19 protein-coding genes are annotated in these 16,282 nt (G+C 54.4%); 16 read left to right on the forward strand and 3 right to left on the reverse strand.

The genetic code is table 11. The annotated features are described in order from the left end of the window. The first annotated feature begins 62 nt into the window (after positions 1–62). The 3 genes from ABGA49_RS08785 to mdcH are packed head-to-tail and all read left to right on the forward strand — an operon-like array spanning position 63 to position 2,538. Positions 63–1,022, forward strand: a complete 960-nt coding sequence (locus ABGA49_RS08785) for an AEC family transporter (protein ID WP_061492906.1) — start codon at positions 63–65, stop codon at positions 1,020–1,022. A gap of 2 nt (positions 1,023–1,024) precedes the next feature. Then, positions 1,025–1,642 (forward strand): malonate decarboxylase holo-ACP synthase, encoded by a 618-nt coding sequence (locus ABGA49_RS08790; RefSeq protein WP_347665443.1) that lies wholly within the window; start codon positions 1,025–1,027, stop codon positions 1,640–1,642. Beyond that, positions 1,642–2,538 carry a malonate decarboxylase subunit epsilon gene (gene mdcH, locus ABGA49_RS08795; protein WP_134319020.1) on the forward strand — a complete coding sequence of 299 codons (897 nt, stop codon included), beginning with the start codon at positions 1,642–1,644 and terminating at the stop codon, positions 2,536–2,538. The genes ABGA49_RS08790 and mdcH overlap by 1 nt, the downstream gene beginning before the upstream one ends. A 52-nt stretch (positions 2,539–2,590) precedes the next feature. Here the strand turns inward: mdcH and ABGA49_RS08800 are convergent, their stop codons facing one another. Continuing rightward, positions 2,591–3,523 (reverse strand): LysR family transcriptional regulator, encoded by a 933-nt coding sequence (locus ABGA49_RS08800; protein WP_061492909.1) that lies wholly within the window; start codon positions 3,521–3,523, stop codon positions 2,591–2,593. Positions 3,524–3,550: 27 nt separating this feature from the next. Beyond that, positions 3,551–5,458, reverse strand: coding sequence for an ABC transporter ATP-binding protein (locus ABGA49_RS08805; RefSeq protein WP_061492910.1), 1,908 nt, complete (start codon positions 5,456–5,458; stop codon positions 3,551–3,553). Between the two features lie 180 nt (positions 5,459–5,638). Here ABGA49_RS08805 and kefG point away from each other — a divergent pair, with 180 nt between their 5' ends. The 4 genes from kefG to slyD all read left to right on the forward strand — a co-directional run bounded on the left by kefG (position 5,639) and on the right by slyD (position 8,889). Further along, positions 5,639–6,190: a glutathione-regulated potassium-efflux system ancillary protein KefG gene (gene kefG, locus ABGA49_RS08810; protein WP_061492911.1), complete on the forward strand. Its 552-nt coding sequence runs from the start codon at positions 5,639–5,641 to the stop codon at positions 6,188–6,190. After that, positions 6,190–7,995, forward strand: a complete 1,806-nt coding sequence (kefB, locus tag ABGA49_RS08815; protein ID WP_061492912.1) for a glutathione-regulated potassium-efflux system protein KefB — start codon at positions 6,190–6,192, stop codon at positions 7,993–7,995. The genes kefG and kefB overlap by 1 nt, the downstream gene beginning before the upstream one ends. A gap of 11 nt (positions 7,996–8,006) precedes the next feature. Next, positions 8,007–8,207: a YheV family putative zinc ribbon protein gene (locus ABGA49_RS08820; protein ID WP_061492913.1), complete on the forward strand. Its 201-nt coding sequence runs from the start codon at positions 8,007–8,009 to the stop codon at positions 8,205–8,207. A gap of 94 nt (positions 8,208–8,301) precedes the next feature. Next, a complete protein-coding gene (gene slyD, locus ABGA49_RS08825; RefSeq protein ID WP_061492914.1) occupies positions 8,302–8,889 on the forward strand; it encodes a peptidylprolyl isomerase in 588 nt (195 codons plus the stop codon). A gap of 75 nt (positions 8,890–8,964) precedes the next feature. Here slyD and ABGA49_RS08830 read toward each other — a convergent pair whose 3' ends face one another. Beyond that, on the reverse strand, positions 8,965–9,183 hold the full coding sequence (locus tag ABGA49_RS08830) for a protein SlyX (protein WP_061492915.1): 219 nt from the start codon (positions 9,181–9,183) through the stop codon (positions 8,965–8,967). 240 nt (positions 9,184–9,423) lie between these two features. Here ABGA49_RS08830 and fkpA point away from each other — a divergent pair, with 240 nt between their 5' ends. From fkpA to ABGA49_RS08875, 9 genes are all read left to right on the forward strand, one after another. After that, a complete protein-coding gene (gene fkpA / locus ABGA49_RS08835; RefSeq protein ID WP_061492916.1) occupies positions 9,424–10,272 on the forward strand; it encodes an FKBP-type peptidyl-prolyl cis-trans isomerase in 849 nt (282 codons plus the stop codon). A 203-nt stretch (positions 10,273–10,475) separates the two neighbouring features. Continuing rightward, positions 10,476–11,198, forward strand: a complete 723-nt coding sequence (locus tag ABGA49_RS08840) for a transcriptional regulator (protein WP_061492917.1) — start codon at positions 10,476–10,478, stop codon at positions 11,196–11,198. Beyond that, on the forward strand, positions 11,198–11,584 hold the full coding sequence (tusD, locus tag ABGA49_RS08845; protein WP_061492918.1) for a sulfurtransferase complex subunit TusD: 387 nt from the start codon (positions 11,198–11,200) through the stop codon (positions 11,582–11,584). The genes ABGA49_RS08840 and tusD overlap by 1 nt, the downstream gene beginning before the upstream one ends. Beyond that, positions 11,584–11,943 (forward strand): sulfurtransferase complex subunit TusC, encoded by a 360-nt coding sequence (gene tusC / locus ABGA49_RS08850; RefSeq protein ID WP_088236846.1) that lies wholly within the window; start codon positions 11,584–11,586, stop codon positions 11,941–11,943. Before tusD ends, tusC begins: the two co-directional genes overlap by 1 nt. A 7-nt stretch (positions 11,944–11,950) precedes the next feature. Continuing rightward, the gene (gene tusB, locus ABGA49_RS08855; RefSeq protein WP_347665444.1) at positions 11,951–12,238 is read left to right on the forward strand and encodes a sulfurtransferase complex subunit TusB; all 288 of its coding nucleotides are present in this window, start codon (positions 11,951–11,953) and stop codon (positions 12,236–12,238) included. A gap of 124 nt (positions 12,239–12,362) precedes the next feature. Then, positions 12,363–12,737 carry a 30S ribosomal protein S12 gene (gene rpsL / locus ABGA49_RS08860; protein ID WP_003023654.1) on the forward strand — a complete coding sequence of 125 codons (375 nt, stop codon included), beginning with the start codon at positions 12,363–12,365 and terminating at the stop codon, positions 12,735–12,737. Positions 12,738–12,833: 96 nt separating this feature from the next. Further along, positions 12,834–13,304 (forward strand): 30S ribosomal protein S7, encoded by a 471-nt coding sequence (rpsG, locus tag ABGA49_RS08865; RefSeq protein WP_035894363.1) that lies wholly within the window; start codon positions 12,834–12,836, stop codon positions 13,302–13,304. A gap of 99 nt (positions 13,305–13,403) precedes the next feature. Next, a complete protein-coding gene (gene fusA, locus ABGA49_RS08870) occupies positions 13,404–15,518 on the forward strand; it encodes an elongation factor G (protein ID WP_061492921.1) in 2,115 nt (704 codons plus the stop codon). Between the two features lie 70 nt (positions 15,519–15,588). Continuing rightward, a partial coding sequence (locus tag ABGA49_RS08875; protein WP_347665445.1) for an elongation factor Tu occupies positions 15,589–16,282 on the forward strand: 694 nt, incomplete at its 3' end.

Consider the following 16,282-nt stretch of genomic DNA (forward strand, 5'->3'; position numbering starts at 1 on the left):
GCTGAAAATAATAACCATCGCGCTATTTCTTTTTTCTCTTCAAGGCTTACAGGTGATTTTTTATGACTTATGTGATTGTTCATGCCCTCGCACCGATCTTTGTCATCATGCTGCTGGGTTTCTGGGCGGGAAAGGCCAAAATGGTCGATAACAAAAACGTTTCCCTGCTCAATATCTTTGTAATGGACTTCGCCCTGCCGGCAGCGCTGTTTAGCGCCACCGCACAGACACCGTGGACCGGGATTATCGCCCAGTCACCCCTGATTGTGGTGCTGGTGCTCTCCATGTGGATTACCTACGCGGCCATCTATTTCCTGGCGACGTCTGTTTTCAAAAAATCACCGCAGGATGCTGCCGTGCTGACGTTGACCGTCGCACTGCCGAACTATGCGGCGCTCGGCTTGCCGATCCTTGGTAGTGTGTTAGGTGAAGGCCCGTCCACCTCGCTTTCTGTTGCCGTTTCCATTGCCTGTGGTTCGGTACTGATGACCCCGTTCTGCCTGCTCATTCTCGAACGTGAAAAGGCGCGCGCAGCGGGCGGTAATAGCGGTTCCACGCTGGCGATGTTGCCGGTGCTGATGTGGCGCTCGGTGAAAAAACCGATTGTCTGGGGGCCGTTGTTGGGTGTGGTGCTTTCCGCTATTGGTATCAAAATGCCGGAGCTGGTGCTGGCTTCCATTAAACCGCTGGGCCTGTCCGCGACGGCTGCGGCGCTGTTCCTGACCGGGGTTATCCTGTCTGCGCGCAAACTGGCAATTAACACCATGGTTATCTCTGCAACCCTCACAAAACTGTTGATCCAACCCGCCATTGCCTGGGGGATTGTGCTGATGCTCGGTCTGCATGGCTCGGTGGCGATCACCGCTATCCTGATGATTGCCTTGGCGGCTGGTTTCTTCGGCGTGGTATTCGGTAACCGCTTTGGCGTGCAGTCGCCTGATGCCGAAGCCGTACTGCTGCTGAGCTCCGTTCTGTGTATCCTGTCGCTGCCGCTGTTTATTTCTCTGACGTCAGGAATGTAATCATGACCACCTCATTACGCCCACACGACCTGCTTTGGCTTTCTGTGCGTGACGCGCTGGAAGAGGTAAGCGAACCCTGGGTCGCTGAGATCTGGCACATCGGGTTACCGGTTGTTGTGCGGCGTGATGTTGATGTGAGTGGACGAATTCCCGTAGGTGTGCGCGGTCTGCGCCGCGATCAGCGCGCGGCGGGATGGGTGAGGCCGGAACAGGTTAACCGTGTGGTCTCACCCGAACAGCTTATCGCGCCGCAGGCACTGCTGCGTTCGCCGTTTATCTCTCAGCCGCCAGTACAGTTGGCGCTGCAACTGGCGCAGCAAAACTGGCCCTGGCCATGGGGTGTTACTGGCAGTACCGCCTATGCGCTGGCGACCGGGATTCCGGTGATTCACGCGACCAGCGATCTCGACCTGTTGATCCGCGCGCCGCAGCCGCTTGCTCAGGCTGAGCTGCAACGCTGGCAGCAGCAAATCAGCGGTGGGCTGTGTCGGGCAGATACGCAAGTGGAGACACCCTATGGCGGTTTTGCGCTGGCGGAGTGGCTGCGCGATGGTCGGGTGATGCTGAAAACGAACCACGGGCCGTGTCTGATGAGCGACCCCTGGCGCAGGGAGGAGTAATGAAAATTCTGTTCACGTTCCCGGGGCAGGGGACACAGCGTCCCGGTATGTTACAGGCGCTTCCGGGAAACGAAATCAACGAAGCGCGCGCGGTGCTCGGGGCAGAAGTTGATACCCTGGATACGCCGGAAGCATTAAAACATACGCGTGCAGTACAACTGGCGCTGCTGATTGCCGGAGTCGCCTGGGCGCGGGAGTTACAGCGTCGCGGCGTGCAGGCGGATATCACCAGCGGGTTGTCGATTGGTGCTTACCCGGCGGCGGTGATTGCTGGCGCACTCGATTTTCGCGATGCGTTGCAACTGGTGGCGCTGCGCGGTGATTTGATGGAGCAGGCCTATCCGCATGGATACGGGTTGACGGCCATTATGGGACTGACGCTTCCTCAGGTGGAAACACTGGTGGAAGGCAGCGGGGCGTATATCGCGAATCTCAATGCCGAAACACAAATTGTCATTGCCGGGAGCGATGAGGCGATGGCGCAGGTGGCACAGCGTGCGCTGGCTAAAGGGGCCAGCAAAGCGCAACGGCTGGCGGTTAGCGTACCCTCTCATTGTGCATTGCTGGATGCGCCAGCAAAAAAACTGGCGCAGGCTTTTGCTGACGTCACGTTGTCCCGGCCACAATGCGCCTATTTAAGCGGCAGTACCGGGCGCGTGCTATGGCAGCCGGAGAAGATTGCCGACGATCTGGCGTGGAATATGGCGCGCACCGTGCGCTGGCAGGAAGCGGTGATCGCCGCGAACGAACGGGACGCCAGACTGGCTATCGAAATGCCGCCGGGCGGTATTTTGACCTGTCTGACCCGACAGGCGGCGTGGAATGGCGAAAGCCTTTCGCTGGAGCGAAGCGGTGTGGATGTGGTGTTGCATCTGGCGAAGCGACTCAGAGAGTAAGGGTTTTGCCTTCTGTTGAATGGTGACGCGAGGCGTCTTTGTGGGCAAAAAATCAGGCGTTATCCTGTAAACTGCGGGCGTACATCCGGCCTTCGGCGGCGAGCGCCAGCAGGTTGGGATCGTGCTCGCGGTTGCGAGCGAAGACAATGGCGATTAACTGCTGCATTTGATAGGGCTCCGCCAGACGCAGTAGCTGTACCGAACTTTCATAGACCTTTTTCATTCTTCCCGGCATCAGCGAAAAGCCCACGCCCGCCTGCACCAGGCTGAGCATCGAGAAAATGTCATTAACACGGGTAACAATTTCCGGTTCAAACCCGGCGATATGAAACGCTTCCTGAAATCCGGCATAGGTGGCGAAACCTTCTGCCAGCGAGACAAATTTCTGTGTCCGGTAATCCCGCAGATCAGCGAGGGTATCGGTTTTCAGCGTGGCGCTGGCCGGAGCGGCAAGGAAGATATCGTCATGAAACAGCGGGAGCACTTCAAGCGTGCTGCGGTCGATCTCGCTTTCGGAAATGGAGATCAGAATCGCATCCAGCGTCCCCTCTGCGAGCATGTGCAGAAGGGTGTCGTTCGAGCCCATGGTTAAATCCATTTCCAGCTCGGGGCGGCGCAACTTCATGCCCATAATCAGTCGCGGTACAGTTTCCAGCGTCAGCGAGTAGAGGGTGCCAACGCGTAATCTGCCCTGGCCGACGCCGGCGGTTTTGCGCGCTTCGTCCAGACCGCGCTCCATCAGTTGCGTCACTTCCTGGCAATACTCCAGCAGGGTCCAGGCGGCAGGAAGGGGGATCAGGTTACGCCCTTTATGGACAAACAGCGGGCAGCGGACACTCTCTTCCAGCGTATGCAGCGCACGGTGCACGCTGACACCACTAAGATTCAGGGCTTCGGCGGCGCGGGCGATATTTCCTTTGTCCATAAAGGCCATGAAAATACCCAGCTTGCGAAACGTAATATCGTTGGTGATGTCCAGATTCATAAACCCTCTCGCCGCCTGACGGGCGCGTTAGTCCCCTTGCAGCATCGCTTCCAACTGCTCGTGTGCATCCAGCCATGCCATTTCACACTCTTCCAGTCCGGATTTCGCTGCGGCCTGCTGTTGCAGGCAGTCGGTCAGCTCCGCTTTGCGGCTCTGATCGTACAACCCGCTGTCACCCAGCTTCTCCTCTGCCTGCGCCAGTTGTGCGTTCAGCTTTTCCATCTCTTTTTCCAGACGGGCGATCTCTTTACGTAGCGGCTGCGTTTGCGTGCGCAGCTCTGCTTCACGGCGTTTTTGATCTTTACGCGCCTGCGCGCTGTTGCCACTCTCTTTAGCCACGGCATCTACAGGCTGACTCTCCTGCTTTTGGACATCACTCAGCCACTGCTGATAATCTTCCAGATCCCCTTCGAATGGCTCGACTTTGCCGTCGTGCACCAGATAGAGATCATCCGTGGTGGAACGGATAAGGTGGCGATCGTGCGACACGACAACCAGCGCGCCTTCAAATTCAATCAGCGCTTCGGTCAGCGCCTGGCGCATGTCCAGGTCAAGGTGGTTAGTCGGTTCGTCGAGCAACAACAGGTTCGGACGCTGCCAGACGATCAGCGCTAGCACCAGACGCGCTTTTTCGCCGCCGGAGAAACGTTCAGTTATTTCCGTGACTTTGTCGCCCTGGAAACCGAAACCGCCAAGATAATCGCGCAGTTTTTGCTCCAGCTCCTGTGGGGCGAGGCGGGCAAGATGCTGTAAGGGGGATTCGTCGGCGCGTAAGAATTCCAGTTGGTGCTGAGCGAAATAACCCAGCTTAATGCCCTTCGCGAGGCCGATTTCACCACTCTGCGCCGCCAGTTCCCCGGCCAGCAGTTTAATGAAAGTGGATTTACCGGCACCGTTACGGCCCAGCAGACCAATACGGGAGCCCGGCACCAGGTTGATTTTGATGGCATTAAGGATGGTGCGATCGCCATACCCTGCGCTGACTTTTTCCATCTTCAGTAAGGGATTGGGCAGGCTTTCCGGCGCGCGGAAGCTGAAATGGAACGGATTGTCCACGTGCGCCGGTGCAATCAACTCCATGCGTTCTAGCATTTTGATGCGACTTTGCGCCTGTTTCGCTTTGCTGGCTTTGGCTTTAAAACGGTCAATAAAGCTTTGCAGATGGGCAACACGTTGCTGCTGGCTCTCGTAAGTGGCCTGCTGCTGAGCCAGACGCGTAGCGCGCTGGCGTTCGAATGAGCTGTAGTTGCCGGTATATTCGAACAGGCTTTGCTGCTCGATATGCAGAATCTTGTCCACGACCGGGTCGAGGAAGTCACGGTCGTGGGAAATCAGGATCAGCGTTCCCTGGTAGCTTTTCAGCCACTTTTCCAGCCAGATCACCGCGTCGAGATCCAGGTGGTTGGTCGGTTCGTCGAGTAGCAAAAGATCGGAACGGCAAATCAGCGCCTGTGCGAGGTTCAAGCGCATGCGCCAGCCACCAGAGAAGTCGCTGACCGGGCGTTCAAGCTGTTCGTTGGAGAAACCCAGACCATGTAACAGACTGGAGGCGCGGGCACGGATGGTCCATGCATCAATCGCATCCAGTTTGCCGTGCACAAGGGCGATGGCATGACCGTCGTTGCGCTCATTGGCGGCGTTGAGCTGCGCTTCAAGCTGGCGGTATTCCCGATCGCCGTCTATCACATAATCGATAGCCGCTTCGTTGAGTGCGGGTGTTTCCTGGTTTACCCACGCCAGTTGCCAGTTTCCCGGAAAGGTCACGTTGCCGCCGTCGGCACCAATCTCGTTTTTCAACAGCGACAGCAGCGTGGATTTACCGCAGCCATTTTTACCCACCAGACCGACTTTCTGGCCTGGATTGATGGTGGCCGTGGCGTTGTCCAGCAGGACGCGCACACCGCGACGAATTTGTAACGAGGAGAAAACAATCATAAGGCGCCGTATGTTCAGACTATGTTAATTTGTCATTATGATAATGTAAGGTTACGGCCAAATGCCGTACCGGGGCCGCAATGGTAGCCCAAAATGAAGATGATAGACAAAATCATTCTGGCAGCGCCCGCGGGCAGCCAGCCGGAAGCGTAACAGGTACGACACCCGGGAGGGGAATAGATGTCACAGACAGCGAAAGTGTTGCTGCTGTATGCCCATCCGGAATCTCAGGACTCGGTGGCGAACCGGGTTTTGCTTAAACCGGCAATGCAGATGCAAAACGTGACGGTGCATGATTTGTATGCCCGTTATCCCGATTTTTTTATTGATATCCCTTATGAACAGGCGTTACTGCGTGAGCATGACGTTATCGTATTCCAACACCCGCTTTATACCTACAGTTGCCCGGCGCTGCTCAAAGAGTGGCTGGACCGCGTTTTGAGCCGTGGGTTTGCCAGCGGTACCGGCGGAAATCAACTGGCGGGAAAGTACTGGCGTAGCGTAATCACCACCGGTGAACCGGAGACGGCCTATCGTCACGATGGTCTTAACCGTTATCCGATGAGCGATATTTTGCGCCCCTTCGAACTCACCGCCGCCATGTGTCGCATGCACTGGCTTAGCCCGATCATTATCTACTGGGCGCGCAGGCAGGCCCCGCAGGAATTGGCGAATCACGCTAAAGCTTACGCTGAATGGCTGGCTTCGCCCTTGCCGGATGGAGGCCGTTAATGGAAGGCTCCGATCTGTTACTGGCAGGGGTGTTGTTTCTGTTTGCGGCAGTGGTCGCCGTACCGTTAGCCTCCCGTCTGGGTATTGGGGCGGTGCTTGGGTATTTGCTGGCGGGAATCGCTATTGGCCCATGGGGATTGGGGTTCATCAGCGATGTGGATGAAATCCTGCATTTTTCCGAGCTGGGCGTGGTGTTCCTGATGTTCATTATTGGGCTGGAGCTGAACCCGGCAAAGCTGTGGGAACTGCGGCGGTCAATCTTTGGCGTGGGGGCGGCGCAGGTAATGCTTAGCGCCGCGCTGCTTGCTGGTCTGCTCATGTTGACGCACTTTTCCTGGCAGGCCGCGGTAATTGGCGGTATTGGGCTGGCAATGTCATCTACCGCGATGGCGCTGCAACTGATGCGCGATAAGGGGATGAACCGCAGCGAGTCCGGGCAACTGGGTTTTTCGGTGCTGCTGTTTCAGGATCTGGCCGTGATCCCCGCGTTGGCTCTGGTGCCACTGCTGGCGGGGAATGGGGATGAGCATCTCGACTGGATGAAGGTTGGCCTGAAGGTGCTGGCTTTCGCGGGCATGTTGATTGGCGGCCGTTATCTGTTGCGACCAGTGTTCCGTTTTATTGCCGGTTCTGGCGTACGGGAAGTTTTTACCGCTGCGACACTGCTGCTGGTGCTTGGCTCAGCGCTGTTTATGGATGCGCTGGGGTTGTCGATGGCGCTCGGTACGTTTATCGCCGGGGTTTTACTGGCTGAAAGTGAATACCGGCACGAGCTGGAAATTGCCATTGAGCCGTTTAAAGGTCTGTTGCTGGGGCTGTTCTTTATTTCTGTTGGCATGGCGCTGAATCTGGGCGTGCTCTATACCCACCTGTTGTGGGTTGTGTTGAGCGTGGCGGTGCTGGTGGCGGTGAAAACACTGGTGTTGTACGGGCTGGCGCGCCTGTATGGCCTGCGTAGCTCAGAGCGGATGCAGTTTGCGGGTGTGCTCAGCCAGGGGGGAGAATTTGCGTTTGTGCTTTTCTCGTCCGCTTCTTCCCAGCATCTGTTTCAGCATGACCAGATGGCGCTATTGCTGGTGACCGTCACCCTGTCGATGATGACCACACCCTTATTGATGCGCGGCATTGATAACGTCCTCTCCCGGCGTTTTAACACCCCGGAAGATGAAGACGAAGCACCGTGGGTGGAAGACGATAAACCGCAGGTCATCGTGGTGGGCTTCGGGCGTTTTGGTCAGGTGATTGGTCGCCTGTTAATGGCCAATAAAATGCGTATTACCGTGCTGGAGCGGGATATCAGTGCCGTTAACTTGATGCGAAAATACGGTTATAAGGTCTATTACGGCGATGCGACGCAAGTGGAATTGTTGCGCTCAGCGGGGGCGGAGGCGGCGAAATCCATCGTGATTACCTGTAACGACCCGTTGGATACCATGAAGCTGGTGGAAATATGCCAGCAGCATTTCCCGCACCTGACCATTCTGGCGCGAGCGAGAGGGCGTGTGGAAGCCCATGAGTTGTTACAGGCCGGGGTGACGCAGTTTTCCCGCGAGACCTTTTCCAGTGCGCTGGAGTTGGGGCGTAAGTCGCTTATCTCGCTGGGGATGCATCCGCATCAGGCCCAACGCGCACAGCTCCATTTTAAGCGGCTGGATATGCGCATGCTGCGTGAATTGATGCCGGTACATACCGATACGGTACAGATTTCCCGCGTACGCGAAGCGCGGCGCGAGCTGGAAGAGATTTTTCAGCGTGAAATGCAGCAAGAGCGTCGCCAGTTGGATGGCTGGGACGAGTTTGAATAAGGGGAATTCGAATGGCTGTTCGTAAACGTTTTATTGCCGGCGCTGTCTGCCCGGCGTGCCAGGCGAAGGATTCGATGGCGATGTGGCGTGAAAATAATGTCGATATTGTTGAATGCGTTAAGTGCGGGCACCAGATGCGTGAAGCCGACAAGGACGTTAAGGAGCATGTACGCAAAGATGAGCAAGTGATCGGGATTTTTCATCCGGACTAGCGATATCAGGCAGGTTTTTTTAAGCTAAAGGGTACACGGGTGCAGAATTCCGCTACAATCTGCGCCAGTAATTTTCCAACGCTCAGGAGATATCATGAAAGTAGCAAAAGACCTGGTGGTCAGCCTGGCCTATCAGGTACGTACAGAAGACGGTGTATTGGTTGATGAGTCTCCGGTGAGTGCGCCGCTGGACTACCTGCACGGTCACGGTTCCCTGATCTCTGGTCTGGAAAACGCGCTGGACGGTCACGCAGTCGGCGACAAATTCGATGTGGCTGTTGGCGCGAACGACGCTTACGGTCAGTACGACGAAAACCTGGTGCAGCGTGTGCCGAAAGACGTCTTTATGGGCGTTGACGAGCTGCAGGTAGGTATGCGTTTCCTGGCTGAAACCGACCAGGGCCCGGTGCCGGTAGAAATTACCGAAGTGGAAGACGACCACGTTGTGGTTGACGGCAACCACATGCTGGCGGGCCAGAACCTGAAGTTCAATGTGGAAGTTGTTGCTATCCGCGAAGCCACTGAAGAAGAACTGGCTCATGGCCACGTTCACGGTGCGCACGGTCACGATCATGACCACGACCACGGTCACGATGGTTGCTGCGGTGGTCATGGCCACGATCACGATCATGACCACGGTAAAGGTGGTTGCGGCGGTCACGGCGGTTGCGGTTGCCACTAATACGCGCCGTCGTTCGCACTGTCGGTGCGTTGATTGCGTAATAAAAAAGCGGGGGAAACCCGCTTTTTTTACGCCTCAGTAATGGGGCGGTGGCGTCTCTTCTGACGGTGAGGCCATATGGGAAGGCTGGCTGGCTTTGAGCTTTTCAGCCATCAAACGGAGGTGCTCGCGCAGCTTCGCCATTTCCAGTTCATGCGCGATGACCGTCTGGTTCAGCTCTTCAATGGTCATCTCCTGAAAGGCCAACCGGCTTTCCAGTTCCGCCAGCCGGGCTTCTATCGTTAACTCTTGCATTCTTCACCTCTGGGTTGCGTCTGACCTGGTTTTCATTAAACGGGCGGATTTTACTTAACTTTGCCGTGCGATACAGCATCAGCGCAGAAAAGCAGAAACTTATTTAAACAAAAATAGTCAGAAAACAGGTGAATTCGGTGGGTGTCCTTATGTTGATTTCCCGCGCAACGCTTTATAGTACGTTCCTTACTTTCTTATGTTTAACCCTGGGGCGAGATGCCCCGGCCCCTGGAGAAATGGATGAAATCACTGTTTAAAGTCACGCTGCTGGCGACCACCATGGCCGTAGCCCTTCATGCACCGATTTCTTTCGCTGCGGATGCCGCAAAGAAAGAGACTGCAGCAGCAGCTGACAGCAAAGCGGCATTTAAAAATGACGACCAGAAATCCGCCTATGCGCTCGGCGCGTCACTGGGCCGCTACATGGAAAACTCCCTGAAAGAGCAGGAAAAACTCGGTATCAAACTGGATAAAGCTCAGCTGATCGCGGGCGTTCAGGATGCGTTTGCCGACAAGAGCAAACTGAGCGACCAGGAAATCGAACAGACTCTGCAAGCGTTTGAAACTCGCGTGAAGAGCGCCGCTCAGGAACGCATGGAAAAAGACGCGGCTGATAACGAAGCCAAAGGCAAAGCCTTCCGTGACACTTTTGCGAAAGAGAAAGGTGTGAAAACGTCTGACACCGGTCTGCTGTACAAAGTGGAGAAAGACGGGACTGGCGATGCGCCGAAAGACAGCGATACCGTGGTGGTGAACTACAAAGGGACGCTGATCGACGGTAAAGAGTTCGATAACTCCTACACCCGTGGTGAGCCGCTCTCCTTCCGTCTGGATGGCGTTATCCCGGGCTGGACCGAAGGCCTGAAAAACATCAAGAAAGGCGGCAAGATCAAACTGGTTATCCCGCCGGCTCTGGCCTATGGCAAAACTGGCGTTCCGGGGATCCCGGCTAACTCTACGCTGGTCTTTGATGTAGAACTGCTGGACATTAAAGCGGCACCGAAAGCTGATGCCGCAGCACCAGAAGCAGCACCGGCCGCAGGCGATAAAGCCGCTGACCCGAAAGCTGCAGACGCAAGTAAGAAGTAACACCGCGAACAAAGCGCCGCCTTCGGGCGGCGTTTTTTTTGACCCCCATTCAGGATGCAGCCAACAAACAGGTAGCTTGACGGATAAAGTGTATATAATTCTGGAAAGCTTAACCTACGATGTATTAATTTAGATCCCCATATAAATACTGAGCCTGCCCTGAAAACATAACGACAGGCTCCTGAAAAGGAGTGTTTTTTTTCATGTCCAGGTCGCTATTAACCAACGAAACCAGTGAGCTTGATTTACTGGATCAACGTCCTTTCGATCAAACCGACTTCGATATCCTCAAATCTTATGAAGCGGTGGTGGACGGGTTAGCGATGCTCATTGGTTCCCATTGCGAAATTGTTTTGCACTCCCTGCAGGATCTGAAATGTTCCGCTATTCGCATTGCCAACGGCGAACACACCGGGCGTAAAATCGGCTCACCCATTACCGATCTTGCATTGCGTATGCTGCATGATATGACGGGCGCGGACAGCAGCGTGTCCAAGTGCTACTTCACACGGGCGAAAAGTGGTGTACTGATGAAGTCGGAAACCATCGCCATCCGTAACCGCGAGCAGAGGGTGATTGGTCTGCTGTGTATTAATATGAACCTTGATGTGCCGTTCTCGCAAATAATGAGCACCTTTATTCCGCCAGAAACTCCGGATGCGGGATCGTCGGTCAACTTTGCCTCTTCGGTGGAAGACCTCGTCACACAAACGCTGGAGTTCACAATCGAAGAGGTGAATGCCGATCGTAACGTTTCCAACAACGCCAAGAACCGGCAGATCGTCCTGAATCTTTATGAGAAAGGCATCTTTGATATTAAAGACGCCATTAACCAGGTGGCTGACCGCCTGAACATCTCCAAGCACACCGTGTATCTGTACATTCGCCAGTTCAAAAGCGGCGACTTTTCCGGGCAGGAACGGTAATGCGTTTTGCCCTGATGGTGACCGGCCCGGCGTACGGCACACAACAGGCCAGCAGTGCCTATCAGTTTGCCGTTGCGCTGTTGGCGGCAGGGCATACGCTTGGCAGCGTTTTTTTTTACAAGGAAGGGGTGAGCAACGCGAACGCGTTGACTGCGCCCGCCAGCGATGAGTTTGACCTGGTGCGTGCATGGCAAAAATTGCACGATGAACAGCAGGTCGAATTGCACATTTGTGTCGCTGCGGCGCTACGTCGCGGTGTGGTTGATTCTGCGGAAGCGCAGCGGTTGGGGCTTCCTGCTGCCAACCTGCAGGCCGGTTTTTCGCTGACCGGGCTGGGTGCGCTGGCGGAAGCCGCGCTCTCTTGCGATCGGGTGGTGCAGTTCTGATGACGCGTATTGCCTTTGTATTTACCTCGGCACCGCACGGCTCCGCTTCCGGGCGTGAAGGTCTGGATGCGTTGCTGGCGACTTCCGCGTTTACCGATGACATTGGTGTGTTTTTCGTGGGAGACGGCGTTTTTCAACTTCTGGCGAATCAGCGACCTGATGCCATCCTGGCGCGGGATTACATCGCCACATTTAAAGTCCTTCCTCTCTACGATATCGATCAGTGCTGGCTATGTGCTGCCTCACTGCGTGAGCGTGGTTTACGCGAGGATGCAGAGTTTGTCTTGCCTGCCCGGTGTCTGGAACCTGATGCGCTGCGTGAGCGGCTTGATGAATACTCCGTTGTTATGACTTTTTGAGGCGCCTATGCTGCATACTTTGTCTCAATCCCCATGGCAGTGCGATATGGCGGCTATGCTGCGGTTAGTGCGCCCGGGCGATGATTTACTGCTGTTGTCTGACGGCGTAACGGCAGCGCTGGAAGGCGGACGTTTCATTGACATATTGCTCGATGCCCCCATATCGCTACACGTGCTGAGTGAAGACGTTGATGCGCGTGGTCTTTCTGGTCAAATTTCGAGCAGTGTCGTCAGGGTTGGCTATACTGATTTCGTGAGTCTGGCGGTGAAACACGATACTCAGATGCATTGGTAATGTGTGATCGCTGTATATTTCTTGACACCTTTTCAGCACAGCCATAAAATTCTGCGTCCTCATATTATATGAGGTCGTTTTATTACGTGTTTACGAAGCAAAAGCTAAAACCAGGAGCTATTTAATGGCAACAGTTAACCAGCTGGTACGCAAACCACGCGCACGTAAAGTTGCAAAAAGCAACGTTCCGGCGCTGGAAGCATGCCCGCAAAAACGTGGCGTATGTACTCGCGTATATACTACCACCCCGAAAAAACCGAACTCCGCGCTGCGTAAAGTATGCCGTGTTCGTCTGACTAACGGTTTCGAAGTGACTTCCTACATCGGTGGTGAAGGTCACAACCTGCAGGAGCACTCCGTGATCCTGATCCGTGGCGGTCGTGTAAAAGACCTCCCGGGTGTTCGTTACCACACTGTACGTGGCGCGCTCGACTGCTCCGGTGTTAAAGACCGTAAGCAATCTCGCTCCAAATACGGCGTGAAACGTCCTAAGGCTTAATGGTTCTCCGTTAAGTAAGGCCAAACTGTTTTAACTTAATGTCAAACTAAACTCTTAGAGTTTTGGACAATCCTGAATTAACAACGGAGTATTTCCATGCCACGTCGTCGTGTTATTGGTCAGCGTAAAATTCTGCCGGATCCGAAGTTCGGATCAGAACTGCTGGCTAAATTTGTCAATATCCTGATGGTAGACGGTAAAAAATCTACTGCAGAATCAATCGTATACAGCGCGCTGGAGACCCTGGCTCAGCGTTCTGGTAAAAACGAACTGGAAGCTTTCGAAGTAGCTCTCGAAAACGTGCGCCCGACTGTCGAAGTTAAGTCTCGCCGCGTTGGTGGTTCTACTTATCAGGTTCCGGTTGAAGTACGTCCGGTTCGCCGCAATGCTCTGGCAATGCGTTGGATCGTTGAAGCTGCTCGTAAACGCGGTGATAAATCCATGGCTCTGCGCCTGGCGAACGAACTTTCTGATGCTGCAGACAACAAAGGTACTGCAGTTAAGAAACGTGAAGACGTTCACCGTATGGCCGAAGCCAACAAGGCGTTCGCACACTACCGTTGGTAATCCCTTCGGAGTTTTAGTCACCAGGCGGGCGCTTCCAGTAAGTCGCCCGCCGTTTGGCAACTTAAATCTGAGCGCCTAAAGAGACAAACGAGGAATCAAATGGCTCGTACAACACCCATCGCACGCTACCGTAACATTGGTATCAGTGCGCACATCGACGCCGGTAAAACCACGACTACCGAACGTATTCTGTTCTACACCGGTGTAAACCACAAAATCGGTGAAGTTCATGACGGCGCCGCAACCATGGACTGGATGGAGCAGGAGCAGGAGCGTGGTATTACCATTACCTCCGCAGCAACTACTGCATTCTGGTCTGGTATGGCGAAGCAGTATGAACCGCATCGCGTAAACATCATCGACACCCCGGGGCACGTTGACTTCACCATCGAAGTAGAACGTTCCATGCGTGTTCTTGACGGTGCGGTAATGGTTTACTGCGCAGTTGGTGGTGTTCAGCCGCAGTCTGAAACCGTATGGCGTCAGGCTAACAAATATAAAGTTCCGCGCATCGCGTTCGTTAACAAAATGGACCGTATGGGCGCTAACTTCCTGAAAGTTGTTGGTCAGATCAAAACCCGTCTGGGCGCGAACCCGGTTCCGCTGCAGTTGGCTATTGGTGCTGAAGAAGGTTTCACCGGTGTTGTTGACCTGGTGAAAATGAAAGCCATCAACTGGAACGAAGCAGACCAGGGCGTAACCTTCGAATACGAAGATATCCCGGCTGAGATGCAGGATCTGGCTAACGAATGGCACCAGAACCTGATCGAATCCGCTGCGGAAGCTTCCGAAGAGCTGATGGAAAAATACCTGGGTGGTGAAGAACTGACTGAAGCAGAGATCAAATCTGCCCTGCGTCAGCGCGTTCTGAACAACGAAATCATCCTGGTGACCTGTGGTTCTGCGTTCAAAAACAAAGGTGTTCAGGCGATGCTGGATGCGGTAATTGATTACCTGCCATCCCCGACTGACGTACCTGCGATCAACGGCGTTCTGGACGACGGTAAAGATACCCCGGCTGAGCGTCACGCTAGCGATGAAGAGCCGTTCTCTGCTCTGGCATTCAAAATCGCTACCGACCCGTTCGTTGGTAACCTGACGTTCTTCCGCGTGTATTCCGGCGTAGTTAACTCCGGTGATACCGTACTGAACTCTGTGAAAGCTGCACGTGAGCGTTTTGGTCGTATCGTACAGATGCACGCCAACAAACGTGAAGAGATCAAAGAAGTTCGCGCGGGCGACATCGCTGCTGCGATCGGTCTGAAAGACGTTATTACTGGTGATACCCTGTGTGATCCGGATCATCCGATCATTCTGGAACGTATGGAATTCCCGGAACCGGTAATCTCCATCGCGGTAGAACCGAAAACCAAAGCTGACCAGGAAAAAATGGGTCTGGCTCTGGGCCGTCTGGCGAAAGAAGACCCGTCATTCCGTGTATGGACTGACGAAGAATCTAACCAGACTATTATCGCCGGTATGGGTGAGCTGCACCTCGACATCATCGTTGACCGTATGAAACGTGAATTCAACGTTGAAGCGAACGTCGGTAAACCTCAGGTTGCTTACCGTGAAGCGATTCGCGCTAAAGTTACCGATATCGAAGGTAAACACGCCAAACAGTCTGGTGGTCGCGGTCAGTATGGTCATGTTGTTATCGACATGTACCCGCTGGAGCCGGGCTCTAACCCGAAAGGTTACGAGTTCATCAACGACATTAAAGGTGGTGTAATTCCTGGTGAATACATCCCGGCTGTTGATAAAGGCATCCAGGAACAGCTGAAAGCTGGCCCGCTGGCGGGTTACCCGGTTGTTGACCTCGGTGTGCGTCTGCACTTCGGTTCTTACCACGACGTTGACTCCTCTGAACTGGCGTTTAAACTGGCTGCGTCTATTGCCTTTAAAGATGGCTTTAAGAAAGCGAAACCAGTTCTGCTTGAGCCGATCATGAAGGTTGAAGTAGAGACTCCGGAAGAGAACACCGGTGATGTTATCGGTGACCTTAGCCGTCGTCGCGGTATGCTGCGCGGTCAGGAATCTGAAGTCACTGGCGTTAAGATTCACGCTGAAGTGCCGCTGTCTGAAATGTTCGGATACGCAACTCAACTGCGTTCTCTGACCAAAGGTCGTGCATCGTACACTATGGAATTCCTGAAGTATGATGATGCACCGAACAACGTTGCTCAGGCCGTAATCGAAGCCCGTGGTAAATAAGCCTCAGGGTTAAAACCAAAGTCCCGTGCTCTCTCCAGAAGGGGAGAGCACTATAGTAAGGAATAAAGCCGTGTCTAAAGAAAAATTTGAACGTACAAAACCGCACGTCAACGTCGGCACTATCGGCCACGTTGACCATGGTAAAACTACCCTGACTGCTGCCATCACTACCGTTCTGGCAAAAACCTACGGTGGTAACGCTCGCGCATTCGATCAGATCGATAACGCGCCGGAAGAAAAAGCTCGTGGTATCACCATCAACACCTCTCACGTTGAATATGACACCCCGACTCGCCACTACGCGCACGTAGACTGCCCGGGCCACGCCGACTATGTTAAAAACATGATCACCGGTGCTGCTCAGATGGACGGCGCGATCCTGGTAGTAGCTGCGACTGACGGCCCGATGCCGCAGACTCGTGAGCACATCCTGCTGGGTCGTCAGGTAGGCGTTCCGTACATCATCGTGTTCCTGAACAAATGTGACATGGTTGATGACGAAGAGCTGCTGGAACTGGTTGAGATGGAAGTTCGTGAACTGCTGTCTCAGTACGATTTCCCGGGCGACGACACTCCGATCGTTCGTGGTTCTGCACTGAAAGCGCTGGAAGGCGAAGCAGAGTGGGAAGCGAAAATCATCGAACTGGCTGGTTACCTGGATTCTTACATCCCGGAACCAGAACGTGCGATTGACAAGCCGTTCCTGCTGCCGATCGAAGACGTATTCTCCATCTCCGGTCGTGGTACCGTTGTTACCGGTCGTG

This window comes from Kosakonia sp. WA-90, assembly GCF_039871955.1.
In the GTDB taxonomy this organism is placed as follows: Bacteria; Pseudomonadota; Gammaproteobacteria; order Enterobacterales; family Enterobacteriaceae; genus Kosakonia; species Kosakonia oryzendophytica.